The sequence below is a fragment of the Streptomyces sp. NPDC101152 genome, from assembly GCF_044768275.1.
Lineage (GTDB): Bacteria > Actinomycetota > Actinomycetes > Streptomycetales > Streptomycetaceae > Streptomyces.
Genome location: NZ_JBIWPO010000086.1, coordinates 1 through 18,643, shown reverse-complemented (window position 1 = coordinate 18,643; position 18,643 = coordinate 1). Strand labels below are relative to the sequence as shown.

The following is an 18,643-nucleotide window of genomic DNA, read 5'->3' as shown; positions in this document are numbered from 1 at the left end:
GCTTCGGGTCGGTGTTGGACAGGCCGAGGCAGTTGGGGCCGACGAGGCGCATGCCGTGGTCGCGGCAGGCCGCCTTGAGCGCCTGCGCCTGGTCGGCGTCGAGCCCGGCGGTCACCACGAGCAGAGCCCGTACGCCCGCCTTGCCGCACTCCTCCGCGGTGGCCGGCACCACGGCGGCGGGCACGGCGACGACCGCGAGGTCGCAGGTCCTGGGCAGGGCGCTGAGCGAGGGATACGAGGGCACGCCGAGAATCGAGGTCGCGGCGGGGTTCACGGCGAACAGGCGGCGGGTGAAGCCGCCGGCCTTGAGATGGTGCAGCACCGCCCGGCCGACGGAGCCCGGTTTGCGTCCGGCGCCGACGACCACGACGGCCTCGGGCCGCAGCAGCGGGTGCAGGCTGCGGACGTCGGCGGCCCGGCCGCGTTCCTCCACGGCCGTGAGGTAGGTGTCGTCCTCGTCGAGCGCGATGGTGCAGCGCACCTCCGGGCCCTCGAAGTGCCGGGCGGTGCGCAGGCCGAGGTCGGCGAAAAGACCGAGCACCTCGCGGTTCTCGCTGAGCGCGTCGGCGGTGAAGTCGGTGATGCCGGCCGCCCGGGCGGCCGAGACGAGGTGCTCGAGGAGGAGGGTGCCGACGCCGCGGTGGTGCAGGCCGTCGGCGACCGCGACGGAGATCTCCGCCTCGGTGCCGGCGCCTCCGGTGTCGTACTCGGCGAGTCCGATCACCTGGCCCGACCGCTCGGCCAGCAACGCCAGGTGTCCGGCGCGCCGTGTGCAGGCGCGCTCGGCCGCCAGCTCGGCGGAGCGGCGGCTCGCGCCGAAGAACCTCAGCCGCAGGTTCTCCGGGGACATCTCCTCGTACAGCCCCTGGAGCTGGTCGTGGTCGGCCGCCGCCACGGGCCGGATGCAGACGGTGGTGCCGTCCGCCAGCAGGGCGTGGACCCGCGGCCCACTGGTCGTGTCGTCGGTCATCGCGGTTCTCCTCCTGGCTTCCTTACACTTCGAGCGTCCATCGGATCGGGGCGAGGTCCCATGGGCTGACCGGCGGTGGCCGGAGGGCCGGACGGCCCTCGGTGGGAGATCGCGCGCTTCCGAGCGGCCGGCGTCGACGGGCTGTGTGCGCTCACGCGCCCTGAGGTACGACGGCCACCGGGCAGGCGGAGTGGTGGAGCACCGCGTGGGCGACGCGCCCGAGATGCCCGTGCGGCCGCTTCGTTCCGACGACCAGCAGATCGGCGTCGTGCGAGAGGTCGGCGAGGACCCGGCGGGCGTGCCCCTCGACGGTGCGTCGGCGCACGTCGATGCCGGCAGGGGCGTCGCGCAGCGCCGCTTCCAGTGCCTCGACCGCCTGCTCCTCGTGCAGCCGGGCGGGCTCGCCGGCCAGCAGCGGATGGTCGATGGTCTCGTGCGCGGGCCACCGCCAGGCCCGTACGGCCTCCAGGGGCACCGCGCGCAGCCGCGCCTCCTCGGAGGCGAAGCGCAGGGCCGCGGCGCTGTCGTCCCCCACGCCGAGCAGGACCCGGCCGCGGACCGGCCTGCGGGCCTGGTTGTCGTGGCTGCCGCGCACCACGATCACCGGGCTGTGCGCGTGCGCGGCGACGGCGAGGCTCACCGAGCCCAGCAGCGCCTCGGCCAGTCCGCTGCGGCCGCGGGTGCCGACCACCACGGCGGTGGCCTCGCGGCTCAGCTTCGGCAGCACGTACTCCGGTTCCTCGGGAAGCACCTCGGCGCTCGCTCTGAGGTCCGGGTGCCGGTCGCGGGCCCGTCGGGCGGCACCTTCGACGATGGCCTCGGCGAGCCCTTCGTCGCCCGCCCTGCCGAACTCGCCCACCAGGGACGCGCCCTCGTAGCGTTCCCACAACGAGGCGTACACGACCCGCAGCGGCAGATCGCGCAGGGCGGCCTCGTCGGCGGCCCAGTCGACGGCGCGCAGGCTGGGCTCGGACCCGTCCACGCCCACCACCAGGGGCAGTTCCATCGTCGTCACCGCCCCGTGTCCAGGTCGAAGACGATCCGGGCCTTGACCTGGCCTTGCAGTACGGCGTCGATGGCCTCGTTGACGGCGGCCAGCGGACGGGTCTCGTGGATGACCCTCGTGCGGCCGGCGGCGTGCAGCTGGAAGACCTCGGTGAGGTCCTGCCGGGTGCCGACGATGGAGCCGATCACGCTGGTGCCGCCCAGGACGGTGTCGAAGATGGGGACCTGGATGGTGCCGTGCGCCGGCAGGGCCACCATGACGAGCTTCCCGCCGCGCCGCAGCCCGGAGTTGACGGCCGAGAAGGCCGCCTCGTTCACGGCGAGCGCGATGGCCGCGTGGGCTCCGCCGTGTGCCTTGAGCACCTCGCCGACGTTCTCCTTGCGGGCGTCGACGACCAGGTCGGCGCCGAGCTCGGCGGCGAGGTCGAGCTTCTCGTCGGTGACGTCGATCGCGGCGACGGTGGCGCCGGCGATCTTCGCGTACTGCACGGCGAGATGGCCGAGGCCTCCCACTCCGGAGATCGCCACCAGCTGTGCCGGTTTGACGTCGGCGACCTTCAGAGCCTTGTACGTCGTGACGCCCGCGCAGGTCAGCGGAGCCGCCTCGTAGGGGGTGATGCCGTCGGGCACGGGCTGGGCGAAGTCGGCCCACGCGAGCATCTTCTCGGCGTACCCGCCGTCGCAGCCGTACCCGGTGTTGATCTGCTGCTCGCACAGCGTCTCCCAGCCGGACAGACAGTGCTCGCACCGTCCGCACGCCCTGCCGAGCCAGGGCACGGCGACGCGCTGGCCCACCGTGAGGTGGGTGACGCCGTCGCCGAGCTTCTCGACGAGACCGACACCTTCGTGGCCGGGGACGAACGGCGGGTTCGGCTTGACGGGCCAGTCGCCGTGCGCGGCGTGGATGTCGGTGTGGCACAGGCCGGAGGCCTCGACGCGGACGCGGACCTGTCCGGGTCCGGGTTCCGGGTCGGGACGCTCCTCGATCACCAAGGGCTCGCCGAAGGCTCGTACGACCGCTGCCTTCATGGGGTCAACTCCTCAAGGGGGGACAGGTCAGCCGTGCGAGACGACGGCGACGGGGGCGGTGGCGTGGTGCAGGACGGCGTGGGTGACGGGGCCGATGTGCGCGCCCACGGGGCTGCGCCGGATGCGGCGGCCGACCACGACGAGGGATGCCTCGCGGGAGGCGTCGACGAGATGATCGGCGGCGCTGCCCGGGCGGGACTCGGCGCTCACCTCGACCGCCGGGTACTTCGCCTGCCAGGGAGTCAGCACCCCCGCCAGGGCGCGGGCCTGCTGCCCCGCGATCTCCTCGTGGAAGGCCGAGTCGCCCGCCAGGCCGTAGGTGTAGTACGGCGGCAGGTTCCAGCCGTACACGGCCCGCAAAGAGGCGCCGCGCCGGACCGCCTCCTCGAAGGCGAACTCGATCACCGAGGCGTCCGGCCCGGTGACGTCGAGGCCCAGGACGACCGGTCGGTAGCGGGTGACGGCCGACGGGACACCCGCCGGGTCGGGCTCATGCTCGTCGGAGGCCTGCTCGCCGGCCCGGACCAGGACCACCGGACGTTCGGTGTGGGCGATGACGGACAGTCCGACGGAACCGATCATGAAGCCGCCGACGCCGCTGAGCCCCCGGGATCCGAGGACCAGCAGTTCCGCGTCCTTCGCCGAGTCCGTCAGGACGTCCGCGGGTCGGCCGGAGGCCTGCTCCGTCACGACCTCGAGTCCGGGATGGCTCAGTTCGACGCCCTCCCCGGTCTCGCGGGGGATCTTCTCGCTCCAGTGCTGGAGGGTCTCACCGCCGACGAGGGGGGCCTGGGCGATCGGGTCGGGAACCGGCTCCCAGGCGTGCACGATCTTGAGTGGCAGACCGTGCAGCTCCGCCTCGCGGGCCGCCCACTCGACCGCGGCGCGGCTCTCGGGTGAGCCGTCCAGACCTGCGACAACAGTGCGGACCATGGTTCTGCCTCCTCGTCGGGGGATCTGCTTCCAGCCTCGTGAACTGCGGCTCTCCACTGCAGGGGTCGCTCGTCCCCTGCCGGGACCGACCGGCCCAACCGGAAGGGCGCGGCGGACCCCCGTGCGGGCCCCGCCGCGCCGCGTCCGCTGTTACTGGAGCCAGCGGTTGCCCTCGACGAAGGGCAACCGCGCCCATGCCCGGCCCAGCCCCCAGGTCGCACCCGCGCCCAGGGCCGCCAGGGCGATCAGTACCGCCGCGTAGATGAGGTGGTAGTCGACGAACGGGTTGGTGGACATGCTCGGCGATCCGTCCGAGAGGTGCTTCGCCGGCGGCCACTCGGCGATCCACATCAGGGCCATCATCGCCGTGCCCGCGACCGCGGCCGGCCGCAGCGCGACACCGGACATGACCGCGAGGCCGATGCCGAGCAGGCCCAGCATGAACAGCCAGTCCGCCCAGGTGTCGCCGGCCCAGCTGTGGAACGTCGACTCCATGGGGCCGGCGGCCACCGAGCTCAGGAAACCCTTGGTGGGCGAGCCGCCGTCGATCCAGCCCTTGCCTGACTGGGTGGCGTAGCCGAGACCGAAGGTCTTGTCGAGGAACGCCCACAGGAAGACGAACCCCGTCAGCAGACGCAGCCCGGCGAGGACGTACGCGCTCACTGCCGTCGTCGAAGCGGCGGTGGCCTCGGCCGTCCCCGTCCGCCACCGCAACGAAAGACGCATTCCCGCATGCCGATGCGGGTGCTCGTGGACTGCCATGATCGTGGTCCCTTCAGGGAGTCGGTGTGTGCGGCTGGTTCCTTGCACCGTTCAATGTGCTCTCGGCTCACGCCCGGCACGGGATGCCGAAAGGCGGTGGCGCCTGGGCTGAAAGGCCCCTTCCGGCGGGTCTGTTCGGCCGTGACAGCGGGTCGGTTCGCCACGGCGGCGGGCGGGAGATCCTGTACGCACCTTGCGGAAGGAGTGCCGTGTCACCCGGCACACGCCGGGCCTGTCCAGGGCGAGCACCCCGGCGAGTCAGCCCGGTACCTGCTGGGCGACCTGGTGGCGTACGGCCTGGCCGACTCGGTCGGCCGATCACCGGCCGGACGGCCCCTTCCTGGGGCCGGGTGGCCCATGGCCCCCGACATTCCGGGCGCACACGCTGGAACTGGCAGTTCCGCACGCGCCTTCCGGGAGGCCAGCCATGAACGGTCCCGTCACGACCAGCCTGCCGCGGGCGCTGCCCGCCGAGCACCGGGAGAGGCTGCTGAAGGTGGCCCGGGAGGTGTCGATCCCCGAAGGCACCCGTCTCTTCCATGAGGGCGGCCATGCCGACCGCTTCTGGATCATCCGTACCGGCACGGTCGAGCTGGATATGCGGGTGCCCGGCCGCCGGGCCGCCGTCATCGAGTCCCTCGGGCACAACGACCTCGTCGGCTGGTCCTGGCTGTTCGCCCCGCACACCTGGCACCTGGGCGCCGAGGCGGCGACGCCCGTGCGGGCGTTCGAGTTCGACGCCGTGGCCGTGCGCGAGATGTGCCAGCAGGACCCTGCGTTCGGCGAGAGCGTCGCCCGCTGGGTGGGCGAGGTCGTGGCCGCCCGGCTGCGAGCGGCCCGTACCCGCCTGCTGGACCTGTACGCCCCCTATGGCAGCGGGAGCATGCGATGACGACCACTTCGCACGCGACGCCGCACATCGTCGGCGACGTGATGACCCGCTCCGTGGTCACCGCCCGTCCCCAGGACGCGTTCAAGGTCATCGTGCGGGCCATGCAGGACCACGGGGTCAGCGCGCTGCCCGTGGTGGACGGCGACGGCCACGTCATCGGGATCGTCTCCGAGGCGGACCTGCTGCCCAAGGAGGAGTTCCGCGACTGCGACCCCGACCGCTACACACAACTGCGCCGGCTGTCCGACCTCGCCAAGGCGGGCTCGATCACGGCGGAGGAGCTGATGACCGCCCCCGCCCTCACGGTGCAGGTCGACGCGACCCTCGCGCAGGCCGCCCGGACGATGGCCCGGGCCAGGGTCAAGCGGCTGCCGGTGGTGGACGCCACGGGCCGACTGGAGGGTGTCGTCAGCCGGGCCGACCTGCTGAAGGTGTTCCTGCGTGACGACGAGTCCATCGCCGAGGAGGTACGGCGCGAGGTCGTGGCCTATCTCTTCCCGCTCCCGGCGTCCGCGGTGCGGGTCGAGGTCCGCGAGGGCGTCGTCCTGCTCACCGGGCGGGTCAGGGACCGGTCCCTGGTCCCCGTCGCGGCACGGCTGGCCCGGGCCGTGGAGGGCGTCGTGGACGTGCGGTTCGACCTGGGCGAGGACACCCCGGCCGCAGAGCTGTCCAGAAAGCGTCCGGCCCCGCACTGACATCCCGGTGGGGCAGCTCGTTCCCCTTGCGGTTCTGAGCGACATAGGTTCGGCAGTAGGGCCGGTCGGCCCTAGTGCGACCGCCTCGGGCGCGTCATGATCGCGTGAGGGCGGCCCGTAGTCCGCCACACCGGGGAACGGGAGGCCCAGATGACCGAGGCACGCACCTTCACGGCGCAGAACCCCATCCGCGTCTTCCTGCTCGACGACCACGAGGTCGTCCGGCGCGGTCTGGCGGACCTGCTGGACGCCGAGGCGGACATCTCCGTGGTCGGCGACGCCGAGAACGTCGAGCACGCCCTGGTCCGCGCTCCCGCAGTACGCCCCCACGTGGCAGTCCTGGACGTGCGCCTGCCGGACGGCGACGGCATCTCCGTCTGCCGTGAGCTGCGCAGCCGGATGCCGGAGCTGGCGGTGCTGATGCTGACGTCCTTCGATGACGAGGACGCGCTGCTGGACGCGATCATGGCCGGGGCGTCGGGGTACGTGCTCAAGCAGATCAGGGGCTCCGACCTCGTCTCCGCGGTCCGCACGGTCGCCTCGGGCCAGTCGATGCTCGACCCGGCGACCACGGCCCGGCTGATGCGCACCCTGCGCACCGAACCCGCCGGGCCCCCGGAGCTCTCCCCCGAGCTCGCGAGCCTGTCGCCGCGCGAGCGGGAGATCCTGGGCCTGATCGGGGACGGACTGACCAACCGCGAGATCGGCAAGCAGCTGTACCTCTCGGAGAAGACCGTCAAGAACCACATCTCCCGGCTGCTGGCCAAGCTCGGCGTGCAGCGGCGGGTGCAGGCCGCCGTGCTCGCCTCGCATTTGGAGCAGCCCGAGGCCGGGGCACACCCCGTGCGCCGCTGACGCACAGAGGGGCCGTACGGCGGATCCGGAGGCCGTACGGCCCCTCCCCCGTCGGCCCGCTCGGGACCACCGTGGGTGGGGTCACCATCGGCCCGACTGCCGCAGGGCGGGGAGGAGGCCCCCATGACCACGGTTCTGGACGTCGCGACCCTGGAGAAGCTCGTCTCTGCGGCCGTGGCGGCGCCCTCCGTGCACAACACCCAGCCCTGGCGGTTCCGCCTCGATCCGGACACGGTCACGCTGGAGGTCCGCGCGACGCCCGGCCGTACCTTGCGCCACGCCGACCCGGCGGGGCGCGCACTGCACGTCTCGGTGGGCTGCGCGGTGTTCAACCTCCGGCTCGCGGTCGCGCACTTCGGCTGGGAACCCATCACCCGGCTGCTGCCCCGCCCCGGCGAACCGGACCTGCTGGCCACCGTACGGCTGGCCGGGGCCTTGCGCTCCACGGCTCCGCCGCAGCTGTACGAGGCTCTGTGGCGCCGGCACAGCAGCCGCTTCCCGTTCTCGGACCGGCCGCTGCCCACCACCCTGCTCACCGAGCTGACCGAGGCCGCTCACGCGGAAGGCGCGCTCCTGAGCCTTCCCGGACCTGCCGGCGTCGACCGCGTACTGCGGCTGACCCGCGAGGGCGAACTGCGCAACACCGCGGACGCGGACCGTTCCGCCGAGAGCCGGCACTGGGTGCGGGAACCGGACCACACCGCGCTCGGGATTCCTCCGGCGGCCGTCGGACCGCAGGACTACCGCGAGCGCGTTCCCCTGCGGGACTTCGGCGCCCACCGCCACCCCTCCGTACTGCCCGCCCGTCCTTTCGAGAAGCGGCCCTCCATCGCCGTGCTGTCCACCGCGCACGACCGCCGGGCGGACTGGCTGCGCGCCGGACAGGCGCTGGAACGGGTCCTGCTGGTCGCCACCGCCCACGGCGTGCGCGCCTCCCTCCTGCACCAGGCGGTGGAGTGGCCCGACCTGCGCGATCAGCTGACGTCCTCGCCGGACGAGCGGCGCGCCCATGCCCAGATGGTCCTGCGTCTGGGTTACGGCCCCGAGGGACCGCCCTCGCCGCGCCGTCCGGCGTGGAGGGCATGGGACGGCGCTCCCGTCTCAGCGACCGTCTGAGGGCAGGCGCAGTGGGCCGCACGGGCCCGGACACGTACCGTCCGGCCCTCGTACGGCACTTCGTCGACGGCCAGCCTGGAGATGGGCGGGCATCCGCGCGGCCCTGCGCCACGTCGCGTGCCCCGTCGTCGTCCCGCACGACTGAGCCGCACCGAACTTTCCTGTGAGGCCGTCATGGACCGAGTCACCGCACGGAAACAGTTGCGTCGCCTGCGCACGGCGCTGTTCGTGCCGCCGAGGATCGAACCGCTGCTGCTGGCCGTGACGGCCGTCGCGCTGGTCGTCGGCGGCGTCTTCCGGCTCGCGGGCTCTCCGGGACTCGCCGACCTGTGCTGGGGTACGGGCACGGTCGCCGCCGTGCTCCCGGCGGTCGGCTGGGTCCTCGCCGACCTGCGACGCGGTCACGGCGGCGTCGACGCGATCGCGGTCCTGGCCCTCGGCGGCACTTTGGCCGTGGGCGAGTATCTGGCGGGCGCGCTGATCGCGCTGATGCTCGCGACCGGCCGCACCCTCGAGGCGACGGCGCAGCGCCGTGCCTCACGCGATCTGCGCGCCCTGCTGGAGCGGGCGCCCCGCACGGCACGGCTGCTGACCCCGGCCGGCGTGCGCACGGTGCCCTCGGCCGAGGTCGCCGTCGGTGACCTGCTCGTCGTGGGATCCGGCGAGGTCGTGCCCGTGGACGGCCGGGTGGCCGGGGCGGAGGCCGTGCTGGACGAGTCCGCGCTCACCGGCGAGCCGCTGACCGTGCGGCGCGCCCAGGGCGAGACGGTACGCAGCGGCGTGGTCAACGGGGGCGGCGCCTTCGAAGTGCGGGCCACCGCGACCGAGCGGGACAGCACCTACGCCGGGATCGTGCGCCTTGCCCGACAGGCCGGGGCGGAGTCGGCGCCCGTGGTGCGGCTGGCCGACCGGTACGCGGCCTGGTTCCTGCCACTGTCCCTGGTGGTCGCCGGGGCGGCCTGGCTGCTGAGCGGCTCTGCCGTGCGCGCGGTGGCGGTCCTGGTGGTGGCGACGCCCTGTCCGCTGCTGCTGGCGGCGCCCGTGGCCGTGGTCTCCGGTCTGTCCCGGGCCTCCCGGCTCGGCGCGGTGATCCGGGACGGCGGAGCGCTGGAGAACCTGGGCCGGGCCCGGACGCTGCTGCTCGACAAGACGGGCACGCTCACGGCCGGCCGGCCCCGCGTCCTCGACGTGGTCGCCGCACCCGGCTGGCAGCAGGCCGAGGTACTGCGGCTGGCCGCCTCGCTCGACCAGTACTCGCCGCACGTCCTGGCGCAGTCCGTGGTGGACGCGGCCCACGAGCGGGGCCTGCACCTGTCCGTGCCGACGGACGTGTCGGAGGAGCCCGGCCGCGGTGCGGCCGGCACGGTGGCCGGGCGCCGCATGACGATCGGCAGGCGGGACGACGACGCTCGACCGCCCCGGTGGGCGCGGTCGGTGGACAACCGGGCGCTTCTCGACGGCGCGGCCGTCGCCTGGCTCTGCGTGGACGGCGACCCGGTCGGTGCCGTGCTCCTGCGCGACCCGCTGCGCCCCGACGCCCCGCGCACCCTGCGGCGGCTGCGCGCGGCCGGCATCAGGCGGCTGGTGATGCTCACCGGCGACCGTGCCGAGCCCGCGCGCGAGGTGGGCGCCGTGCTGGGCCTGGACGACGTGCGCGCCGGTCTCGCCCCGGCCGACAAGGTCGCGGCGGTGCGCGCCGAACGCGAACGCGCCGTCACGGTGATGGTGGGCGACGGGGTCAACGACGCCCCCGCCCTCGCCGCCGCCGACGTCGGCGTGGCCATGGGGGCCCGCGGCTCGACCGCGTCATCGGAAGCCGCCGACATCGTCCTGACCACCGACCGGGTGGACCGCCTGGCCGACGCGGTGGCCATCGCCGTACGGGCCCGGCACATCGCCGTGCAGAGCGCGCTGGGTGGCATGGTGCTGTCGCTGGTCGCGATGGTCGCGGCCGCCTTCGGGCTGCTCGCACCGGCAGTCGGCGCGTTGCTGCAGGAGGCCATCGACGTCGCGGTCATCCTCAACGCGCTGCGCGTGCTGCGCGACGACGGGCACGGGCGGCCCGCGCTGCCACCGTCGACGGAGGCCCTCATCCACCGCTTCGCGGCGGAACACGACGACCTGCGGGACGTCCTGGACGCTGTGCGTGACGCCGCCGACCACCTGACGGACGGTCCGGGACCCGGCTCCCTGGCCCCGGTGGCCGAGGTGCACCGGCTGCTCACGGAGCGGCTGCTGCCGCACGAGTACGCCGAGGAGCACCAGCTGTATCCCGCGCTCGCCCCGACGCTCGGCGGCCCGGAGGCCACGGCCACCATGAGCCGCGCGCACGCCGAGATCGAGCGGCTGGCCCGACGTGTGGCCACCCATCTCGCGCTGGCCGGCCCGGACGGCACGCTGTCCCCCGAGCAGCTCGACGACCTCCGGGCCTGCCTCTACGGTCTGAACACCGTGTTGCGCCTGCATTTCACGCAGGAGGAGGAGAGCTACTTCTCCCTCGCTCCGTGAGGCTCGCTCGGGTCACCGGGGCGTCAACCGTCGATGTCGGTGCCGGCGTCTTGATCGACGTCGGCACCGGGTACCGCACGGCGCAGCGGACCCAGATCCCCGTGCAGGGCGGCATGGAAGGCGGCGGCGAGCTCGCGGGCCCGCGTCTCCCTCGGCACTCCGTGCAGCATGAAGTACACCGGGCCCGCAAAGGCGTCCGGGCCCGCCTCCCGCTCGTGGACCAGGCGGACGATGGCGGCCCGCAGAGCGACGTTCACGGCCTCCGCAACGACGTGGGCCGGACCGGCGGTCAGTGCATCCGCCTTCACCGTCCACCGCTCACCCTCGCGTTCGATGCCCACGAACACGGCACCCCGCGTCTTGGCCGCCCGATACGCAGCATCGAACCGGTGGGTGACGTCGGGGATCAGATGGGCAGGGCACGGGCCAGGCAACTGCTGCATAACGGGAAATGGTGCCAGGAATCCTCACGATTCATGGCAAGCATCTCGGAGGGCGGACGACGCGGCCATCGCTCAAGCCTGGATCGAGAGTGCCGTGTAAGGTGTCCTTTCCATGAAGTCAAGGGAACTTGACTTCATGGAAAGGACACCTTACATTCATCGCATGACAGACCAGGTGCAGCAGGACCAGATGACCCGTGCAGCCCGCCGTGCTGTGCTCATCGACGGCATACCCGTGTCCACGCTGGGCGTGATAGCCCTCGCACTGGGAAGCAACCCCGACCCGAGCACCGGCCAGAAGGCCTGGTGGATCGCGACCACCGCCGTCTTCACCCTCGCCATCGTCTGGGTGCTGTGGCGGGCGTTCCGGCGCGCGGACGAATACCTGCGCAGGATTCAGCTGGAGAGCATGGCCATCGCGTTCGCCGCGGTCCTCGTAGGACTGCAAGCGGCTACCCTGCTCGACGCCGCTGGCATCATCCAGCTTCATCAGCTCGCGGAGGCGATCCTCCTCGGCGGCGTGGGTCTCTGGTTGACGATCGCGGACCTGCGCACCCGCCTGCACCGGTGACGGCGCATCGTGAAGAACCGACTACGCGAACTGCGGGCAGCCCGCCGGTGGAGCCAGGCCGACCTGGCCGACCGGTGCCACGTCTCCCGGCAGGCCATCAACGCCATCGAAACCGAGCGATACGACCCCAGCCTGCCCCTGGCGTTCACCATCGCCGACGTCTTCGGCCTGGCCATCGAGGAAATCTTCCATCCTGACCGGACGGAAACGACCTGACATCGAGCCCCGCGGGCCTGGCCTCGAAGAGCGCGAAGCGCCCGGTGTCGCCGTGTCAGGAACAGTCAGACCGTCTCCAGCACGTCGGAGACCGGGCGGCGCGGCGTCGCGCTGCCCGCCGGCCCGTACCCCAGACGCAGCACCATGTGCACGAATCCCATGGCCGACCTGGGGTCGCGGGCCAGCGCGCGCAGGTCGGCGTGTTCCAGGGCGTGGGAGGTGAGTGCCGTGGCCAGCCCGTGGAGCGTGGCCAGCAGCAGCACCCGTTCGAGCGCCTGTCCCGCGCGCAGCCAGTCGGCGGGGCGGTCCCCGGCGGTGCCCAGCAGGGCCAGGTTGGGGGTGGTCTCGAAGGCGACGGCCGGGCGGTCGGGGAGATGTGCGCGTCCGGCGAAGTCCCGTACCGGTGCACGGCCCGACCTGCTGCGCGGGCCGAAGGCGTATGCGGGAATGCCGTCGGCGCTCCCCTCACCGGCTCGGATCCAGCGCCGTAGCTCCTCCAGACGTTCGGGTTCCAGAGTGTCGCGTCCTTCGGCGTCGTGGACCTGGTCGAGCAGCGCCTCGACGTGCCATTGGTCGGGGAAGAGCAGCTGTACGTCCTCCTGGGCGGCGGCCTCCCGCAGTGCGTCCTGGACGTCGGCTGGGAGTGCCTTCTCCTCGAAGGGGTGGCGGCTGGTGTGACGGCGGGTGATCGCCGGGAACAGCAGGGCCAGTTCACGGTCGGGAGGATCGGTCCCGGTCAGGTGGACGGTGGCGAGCAGCCGCGGGTCGGACGGATCGGGCAGGATCACGGTCCGCGCGGGCAAACCGTGGTGCGCCGCCGCGGCCCGCAGGTTGAGCAGGGCCGCGCCGCAGCCGAGGTGGAGGGCGCGGTGGTCGGGGTCGCTCCGGGGCATGGCCCGGCTGAGGTCCGGCCGCAGTTCGACGGTGCGCACGGCCGAGTGGTGACGGAAGCGCCAGGGCTGCGCGTTGTGCAGGGAGGGCGCGGCCGTCGCGGCGGACACCAGTGCCACGACGGTCGTCTCGTCGAGTGGTGGCGTCGGCATGGGCGCACCTCCTCGGTGTTCAGTGCTTCGTGAGGCTCGGACCGTCCGTGCGCAGCACGGCGAGACGGCGCCGGTACTCCTCCTCGTCGATCTCGCCGCGGGCGAACCGCTCGGCGAGCAGTTGCTCGGGCGAGGTTCCGGCAGGGGGCTGCGGGCGGTCCGAGCCGCGGCCCAGGGTGCGGTACAGGAGCACGCCGACGGTGATGAGCAAGGCCCAGAACAGGAGCATGCCGATCGACATCGTGAACCAACCCCAGCCGTTCATTCCGTGGTGGTACCAGTACACAGCGGGTCACCTCTCTCAGGAGTGCGGGACCACGCCGACCGGGCGGCCGACGCGGTGGATGACGGCGTGCGTGACGGGTGCGGTGTGGTCGACCGCCGCACGCATCGGACGGGTGTGGACCACCCGCAGCCGCGCGTGGCGCAGCCGGGCCTCCTCGAAGGCGAAGTCGATGGCCGCCTCCGCCGGGTCGTCCACGTCGACGCCCAGCACCACGTCCCGGAAGCGGGTCCGGGTGGAGATGCCGGCCTCCGAGGCCGGCATGTGCTCGTCCTCGGGCCGCTCCCCGGCCCTGACCAGAACCACGGGCCGTGTGCTCCTCGCGACCACGCCGAGCGACACCGACCCCGCCAGGAAGCCGGTGAACCCGCTGAGTCCACGGGAGCCGAGCGCCAGCAGGTCCGCCTGTACGGCCGCCCGCAGCAGCGCGGCGACCGCCGGTCCCTCCGCCGGCTCGTCCTGAAGGCGCGTGCCCGGGCCGGTCTCGCGGAGGTGCTCCTCCGCCTGCCGCAACGCCATCCGCGCCAGGCGGCGCTGCACGGCGCTCGCCGAGCCCTCGTCTCCTGCGGGCGGGCTCCCTTCCCGGGCATGCACCAGCCGCAGCCCCCGGCCACGGCGTTCCGCCTCCCGGGCGGCCCAGGCCGCGGCGGCCAGGCTCTCGGCCGATCCGTCCACCCCGACGATCACCGGCGCCGACATGACCCGCATCTCCCTCGCTCGGACTGCTCCTACGACCAGCCTCGGGGTCGCGCCGGCGCGCGGACAGGGGCCGTCAGGTCTGTCCCGAGGGGCCGTTGGGCCCAAGCCGCCGACTCAGGCCCGCCCGGCGAGCAGCAGGTCTCCGGTCTCCCCCGGCCGCAGACACACCACGCGATCGGGCAGCCGCACGTCGATGGGGGACTGGTCCGACGCCGGTACGGCGATCTCCAGCCGCCCGTGCGCGAGCCGCAGCCGCACGCCCCAGTGGCCCCGGTAGCGCAGGGCGAACCCGTACGACGACAGCTCCGGCAGCGGCACCGGGTCCACCCAGAGCGCGCCGTCGCGGGTCTCCAGACCGGTCAGCCCGCGCTGGACGAGGTCGAGGGTGCCGGCCATGGCGCCGAGATGGATGCCCTCCCCGGTGGTGCCGCCCTGCAGGTCGGCGATGTCGCTCCGCAGCGCCTCCTGACAGTACTTCCAGGCCTCGGCGCGCCGGGCGCGGGCCAGTACCCAGCCGTGGACCACACCGCTGAGGGTGGAGCCGTGGCTGGTGCGGTGGAGGTAGTAGTCGACGGTGCGCTGCCAGGTGTCCGCGTCCAGCCGCAGCCCCAACCGCTTGAACATCGAATGGAGTTCGTCCGGTGAGAAGAGGTAGCCGAGCATCAGAACGTCGGCCTGTTTGGAGGCCTGGTAGCAGTTGACGCTGTCGCCCTCCGCCTCCAGGATCCGGTCCAGTCGGCGGATGTCCCCGTAGCGCCGGCGGTAGCCTGCCCAGTCGAGTTCGGCAAGGTCTCCGTAGCCCTCGAACTGGCTCACGACGCCTTGGTGGAAGGGCACGTGAAGGGTCCGGGAGACGTCCTCCCACAGTTCCAGTTCGCCCCCGTCCAGGCCCGTACGCGCGACGAGTTCGCGGCGGCGGGGCTCGGGCAGGGAGTCGAGCAGTTCCAGGGTCCGGGTGAGCACCCAGGCGGCGGTGACGTTGGTGTACGCGTTGTCGTCGAGGCCGGGGGCAGCGGCGCCGGGGTACGCGTCGTGGTACTCGTCGGGACCCATCACGCCCTTGATCCGGTGCCGTTCGAGGCGGTCGTCGTAGACGGCCGCGTCGGCCCAGAACCGCGCGATCTGCAGCAGCATCTCGGCGGCCTTGGTGTGCAGGAACTCGGTGTCCCCGCTGGCCTGGCAGTACTGCCACGCGTTGTACGCGATCGCCGAACCGACGTGGTGCTGCAGCCGGGAGTGGTCGGGCAGCCAGCACCCGGAGCGCGGGTTGAGATGCAGCACCTGACTCTCCTCGCGGCCGTCGCTGCCGCTCTGCCAGGGATACATCGCGCCCCTGCGGCCGGCCTCGCGCGCGGCGGTGCACGCCTGCTCCAGGCGACGGTGGCGGTAGCGCAGCAGCGCGCGGGAGACCTCGGGGAAGTGCAGATCGAGGTAGGGCAGCACGAACAGCTCGTCCCAGAAGACATGCCCCCGGTAGGCCTCACCGTGCAGGCCGCGGGCCGGCACTCCGACGTCCAGGTCGGCGGTGTGCGGAGACAGGGTCTGCAGGACGTGGAAGAGGTGCAGGCGCAGGATGCGACCCGACTCCCCGGGGACGTCCAGTTCGGCCCGGCACCAGAGCTGGTCCCAGGCCGTGAGGTGCGACTCCAGCAGGTCGTCGTAGCCGGGTGCCCGGCCCACCCGCTCGATCGCGGCGCACAGCGGGTCGCTGATGGCGGGGTCCCGTGAGGTGTGCAGAGCGACGGTCTTGTCCACCGTGGTCGTGCGGCCGGCCCTCAGTCGCAGTCGCAGCTGCTGGACGGCGCGGGATTCCTCGTGCCGGGTGGTGACGGGCGCGTCGGCGGTGAGCCGGGCCGCCATGCCGATCCGGATGTCCGAGGTCCGGGTGCGGCAGCGCAGCCAGGCCGTGTCCGGGACGGCGTTACCGGTGTGCACATGGGTGAGATGGCGGCCGTCCAGGTCGCGATAGCGCGCCACACCCGCGTTGGTGACTCCGCCGTCGAGGGCTGCCTCGACGTCGAGGTCACCGGAGAAACCCTCGGCGGTGAACTCGGTGCGCAGGCACGCCAGATGGGCATCGGCCATGTGCACCAGGCGCTGCTGACGCACCGTCAACGACTCACGTCGACCGAGATCGTACCGGGTCGAGCGCTCCAACAGCCCCGAGTCCAGGTGCAGACGCATCCGGTGTTCGAGCACGGGCGTGGTGTCGGGCGTCTGCCACCGTCCGCCGGGCAGCCGGAACCGCAACGGCAGCCAGTTCGGCAGGTTGACCATGTCCTCGTTCTCCACCCGCCGTCCGGCCACCTCGGAGGTGAGCCGGTTGTAGCAGCCCGCGACATAGGTACCCGGGTAGTGCACCCCGTCCGCGGCGCACTCCGGCAGTGCACCCCTGGTGGCGAAGCAGCCGTTGCCCAGAGTGCACAGTGACTCCCGTAGCCTCTCGTCCACGGGGTCGTAGCCGTCGTACTCCCAGATCCAGTCCGACACCGCCGGCCTCCCCGCACCCTCACGCTCACACCCGTTGCGGCACGATGGCCACGGGGCAGTCGGCGTGGTGCAGCAGGGTGTGGCCGACCCGGCCGAGCTGGAGACCGAAGTGGCCCGCCCTGCGGCGCGCTCCGATGATCATCAGGTCGGCTGCAGCGGAACGGTTCAGCAGCACCGCGCGGGCCGGGCCTTCGACCGTGTTGCGGCGCACCCGGACCGCCGGGTGGTCGGCCGTCGTGTCCTGCAGCAGCGCGTCGATCAGCGCGGACGCCTCCTGCTCGTGCTGATGCGCCGCGTCCCCGGCCATCCGGGGATGGTCGGCGCCCTCGCGCGCGGGGCAGCGCCAGGCACGCACCACGTCGAGTACGCCGCCGCGCGCCTCGGCCTCCCGGAGGGCGAACCGCACGGCCTCGGCGCCGGTCGCGGGGTCCCCCGCCCCGAGCACGATCCGCTCGTGCGTGCCCGCGAGCCCGGCCTTGTCGCCGCGGACCACGATCACGGGGCAGTACGCCCGGGACGCCACCGCCAGGCCGACGGAGCCGAGGAGCAGTCCCTGGATCTCACCGCGCCCGCGCGATCCGGTCACCAGCGCGAAGGCGTTGTTGCCCTCGCGCAGCAGCGCGTCCACCGCCTCTTCGGGGACGACCTCGGCCGAGACCTTCACCTCGGGGTTGCGGCGCTGGGCACGCTCCGTCGCCACTCCCACCGTGTTCTCCGCCATCACCTGCTCCGAGGGGCGCTCAAGACCGGTGGACGGCACCGCGCCCTCGTAACGCTCCCACAGGGAGGCGTACACCAGCCGCAGCGGCAGTCCGTGCCGGGCGGCCTCGTCCACCGCCCAGTCGACCGCCGTCAGGCTCGCAGCAGATCCGTCGACGCCTACGACAAGAGGCAGCTCCATCATTGTCCTCACCGTCTTCCTGGCCGCACCGATGTGCGGCACGGGGCTCCACGTCCACGGTCGCACCGCCGGCCGGGATGCACGAGGGGAGCACCGGCCCCGGCCGGGGCCGTTCGGCCCATGCGCAGGGACGTCGGAGGGCGCGCTCGCCACACGCGCCCGCGAGGGCCACTCGGCCCGGCGTCCGGCCCGGTCAGCCCCTGGAACGGCGCTGGCCCCGACCGGACGCTGAGGGCGATACCTGGAGGGAAGGTGTGCCATGACCGACGTCCGGCAAACACCCGTGCACGCGCTGCTCACCGACGGCACGACCGTCCGGATCAGGCGGGCCGACTACCGTGACCGTGACGCGGTGCGGCGGCTGTACGAGGAGATGTCGCCGGAGAACCTGCGGCTGAGGTTCTTCACCGTGGGCCGGGCCTCCGCCGCCCAGGCCGCCGAGCGGGTGGCCGGTGCGGGACCCGCCAGGCCGGGCTACTGCGCCCTGGTCGCCGAGCGGGCCGACAGGATCGTGGGCCTGGCCGAGTACGAGACCGTACCGCCGGGCACCACGGCCGAGATCTCCCTGGCCGTCGCCGAGGGCTGGCACGACCGCGGTGTGGCCACTCTGCTGGTGGAACACCTCGCCGACGCGGCCCGCACGGCGGGCGTCACCGCCTTCACGGCGGACGTCCTCGCCGACAACCATGAGCTGAGGGCGGTCTTCCGCGACCTCGGGCTGCGCGCTCTGCCTCGCTGCGACGGTCCCGAGGTGTCCTGGACCGTGCACCTCACCGAGGACGAGGGCTATTTGAGCGCCGTCGACACCCGGGCCCGGACCGCCGGCGTCGTCAGCCTGCGCCCGCTGCTGCGGCCCCACTCCGTCGCGGTGATCGGCGCCGGGCGCGAGCCCGGGTCCCTGGGCCGTGCGATCCTGCGCAACATCTGCCGAGGGTCGTTCCGGGGCCGGGTCTTCGCCGTACATCCGGAGGTCTCCTCGATCTCCGGAGTGCACGCGTATCCCTCCGTGACGGCGCTGCCCGAGGCCCCCGACCTGGCCGTCGTCGCCGTTCCCGGGCCGGCCGTCCCCCAGGTGGCCGAGGAGTGCGGGAAGGCGGGTGTACGCGCCCTGCTCGTCGTCTCCGGCGGACTCGACGCCCACCAGGCGGGCGCGCTGATGGGCGCCTGCCGCCGCTACGACATGCGGCTGGCCGGCCCTGAATGCCTCGGCGTGGCCAACACCGAGGAGTCCG

General features: G+C 73.1%; 19 protein-coding genes. 8 read left to right on the top strand and 11 right to left on the bottom strand.

Annotation, left to right across the window (positions count from 1 at the left end):
- The 5 genes from ACIRVK_RS43465 to ACIRVK_RS43445 form a co-directional block, all read right to left on the bottom strand.
- Window positions 1–970 (bottom strand): GNAT family N-acetyltransferase (locus ACIRVK_RS43465; RefSeq protein WP_404257376.1); only part of this gene is annotated, 970 nt, incomplete at its 3' end.
- Between the two features lie 151 nt (window positions 971–1,121).
- Entirely contained in the window at window positions 1,122–1,976 is an 855-nt protein-coding gene (locus ACIRVK_RS43460) for a universal stress protein (protein WP_404257380.1), read from the bottom strand.
- A 5-nt stretch (window positions 1,977–1,981) separates the two neighbouring features.
- Window positions 1,982–3,004: a zinc-dependent alcohol dehydrogenase gene (locus ACIRVK_RS43455; protein WP_404257374.1), complete on the bottom strand. Its 1,023-nt coding sequence runs from the start codon at window positions 3,002–3,004 to the stop codon at window positions 1,982–1,984.
- 27 nt (window positions 3,005–3,031) lie between these two features.
- The gene (locus tag ACIRVK_RS43450) at window positions 3,032–3,937 is read right to left on the bottom strand and encodes a universal stress protein (RefSeq protein WP_404257372.1); all 906 of its coding nucleotides are present in this window, start codon (window positions 3,935–3,937) and stop codon (window positions 3,032–3,034) included.
- A gap of 150 nt (window positions 3,938–4,087) precedes the next feature.
- The gene (locus ACIRVK_RS43445; protein WP_404257370.1) at window positions 4,088–4,699 is read right to left on the bottom strand and encodes a hypothetical protein; all 612 of its coding nucleotides are present in this window, start codon (window positions 4,697–4,699) and stop codon (window positions 4,088–4,090) included.
- A gap of 427 nt (window positions 4,700–5,126) precedes the next feature.
- Between ACIRVK_RS43445 and ACIRVK_RS43440 the strand changes: the two genes are divergently transcribed.
- The 5 genes from ACIRVK_RS43440 to ACIRVK_RS43420 all read left to right on the top strand — a co-directional run bounded on the left by ACIRVK_RS43440 (window position 5,127) and on the right by ACIRVK_RS43420 (window position 10,765).
- A complete protein-coding gene (locus tag ACIRVK_RS43440; protein WP_404257368.1) occupies window positions 5,127–5,591 on the top strand; it encodes a cyclic nucleotide-binding domain-containing protein in 465 nt (154 codons plus the stop codon).
- Window positions 5,588–6,286, top strand: coding sequence for a CBS domain-containing protein (locus ACIRVK_RS43435; RefSeq protein WP_404257366.1), 699 nt, complete (start codon window positions 5,588–5,590; stop codon window positions 6,284–6,286). The genes ACIRVK_RS43440 and ACIRVK_RS43435 overlap by 4 nt, the downstream gene beginning before the upstream one ends.
- A gap of 150 nt (window positions 6,287–6,436) precedes the next feature.
- A complete protein-coding gene (locus ACIRVK_RS43430) occupies window positions 6,437–7,141 on the top strand; it encodes a response regulator (protein WP_404257364.1) in 705 nt (234 codons plus the stop codon).
- 123 nt (window positions 7,142–7,264) lie between these two features.
- Window positions 7,265–8,257 carry an Acg family FMN-binding oxidoreductase gene (locus tag ACIRVK_RS43425; RefSeq protein ID WP_404257362.1) on the top strand — a complete coding sequence of 331 codons (993 nt, stop codon included), beginning with the start codon at window positions 7,265–7,267 and terminating at the stop codon, window positions 8,255–8,257.
- A gap of 174 nt (window positions 8,258–8,431) precedes the next feature.
- Complete coding sequence (locus ACIRVK_RS43420) at window positions 8,432–10,765, top strand: heavy metal translocating P-type ATPase (RefSeq protein WP_404257360.1); 2,334 nt, start codon at window positions 8,432–8,434, stop codon at window positions 10,763–10,765.
- A gap of 23 nt (window positions 10,766–10,788) precedes the next feature.
- On the opposite strand, the gene ACIRVK_RS43415 is transcribed toward ACIRVK_RS43420, so the two are convergent.
- Entirely contained in the window at window positions 10,789–11,208 is a 420-nt protein-coding gene (locus ACIRVK_RS43415; RefSeq protein ID WP_404257358.1) for a hypothetical protein, read from the bottom strand.
- Window positions 11,209–11,371: 163 nt separating this feature from the next.
- Here ACIRVK_RS43415 and ACIRVK_RS43410 point away from each other — a divergent pair, with 163 nt between their 5' ends.
- Complete coding sequence (locus tag ACIRVK_RS43410) at window positions 11,372–11,779, top strand: hypothetical protein (protein ID WP_404257356.1); 408 nt, start codon at window positions 11,372–11,374, stop codon at window positions 11,777–11,779.
- 9 nt (window positions 11,780–11,788) lie between these two features.
- On the top strand, window positions 11,789–11,995 hold the full coding sequence (locus tag ACIRVK_RS43405; protein WP_404257354.1) for a helix-turn-helix transcriptional regulator: 207 nt from the start codon (window positions 11,789–11,791) through the stop codon (window positions 11,993–11,995).
- Between the two features lie 65 nt (window positions 11,996–12,060).
- On the opposite strand, the gene ACIRVK_RS43400 is transcribed toward ACIRVK_RS43405, so the two are convergent.
- The 5 genes from ACIRVK_RS43400 to ACIRVK_RS43380 all read right to left on the bottom strand — a co-directional run bounded on the left by ACIRVK_RS43400 (window position 12,061) and on the right by ACIRVK_RS43380 (window position 17,411).
- On the bottom strand, window positions 12,061–13,038 hold the full coding sequence (locus tag ACIRVK_RS43400) for an Acg family FMN-binding oxidoreductase (RefSeq protein WP_404257352.1): 978 nt from the start codon (window positions 13,036–13,038) through the stop codon (window positions 12,061–12,063).
- A 19-nt stretch (window positions 13,039–13,057) separates the two neighbouring features.
- Window positions 13,058–13,303, bottom strand: a complete 246-nt coding sequence (locus ACIRVK_RS43395; RefSeq protein ID WP_404257350.1) for an SHOCT domain-containing protein — start codon at window positions 13,301–13,303, stop codon at window positions 13,058–13,060.
- A 36-nt stretch (window positions 13,304–13,339) separates the two neighbouring features.
- Entirely contained in the window at window positions 13,340–14,020 is a 681-nt protein-coding gene (locus ACIRVK_RS43390; protein ID WP_404257348.1) for a universal stress protein, read from the bottom strand.
- 114 nt (window positions 14,021–14,134) lie between these two features.
- Entirely contained in the window at window positions 14,135–16,510 is a 2,376-nt protein-coding gene (locus ACIRVK_RS43385) for a glycoside hydrolase family 65 protein (RefSeq protein ID WP_404257346.1), read from the bottom strand.
- Window positions 16,511–16,535: 25 nt separating this feature from the next.
- Complete coding sequence (locus tag ACIRVK_RS43380) at window positions 16,536–17,411, bottom strand: universal stress protein (RefSeq protein WP_404257378.1); 876 nt, start codon at window positions 17,409–17,411, stop codon at window positions 16,536–16,538.
- 259 nt (window positions 17,412–17,670) lie between these two features.
- On the opposite strand from ACIRVK_RS43380, the gene ACIRVK_RS43375 reads away from it, so the two are divergent.
- A partial coding sequence (locus ACIRVK_RS43375; protein ID WP_404257344.1) for a GNAT family N-acetyltransferase occupies window positions 17,671–18,643 on the top strand: 973 nt, incomplete at its 3' end.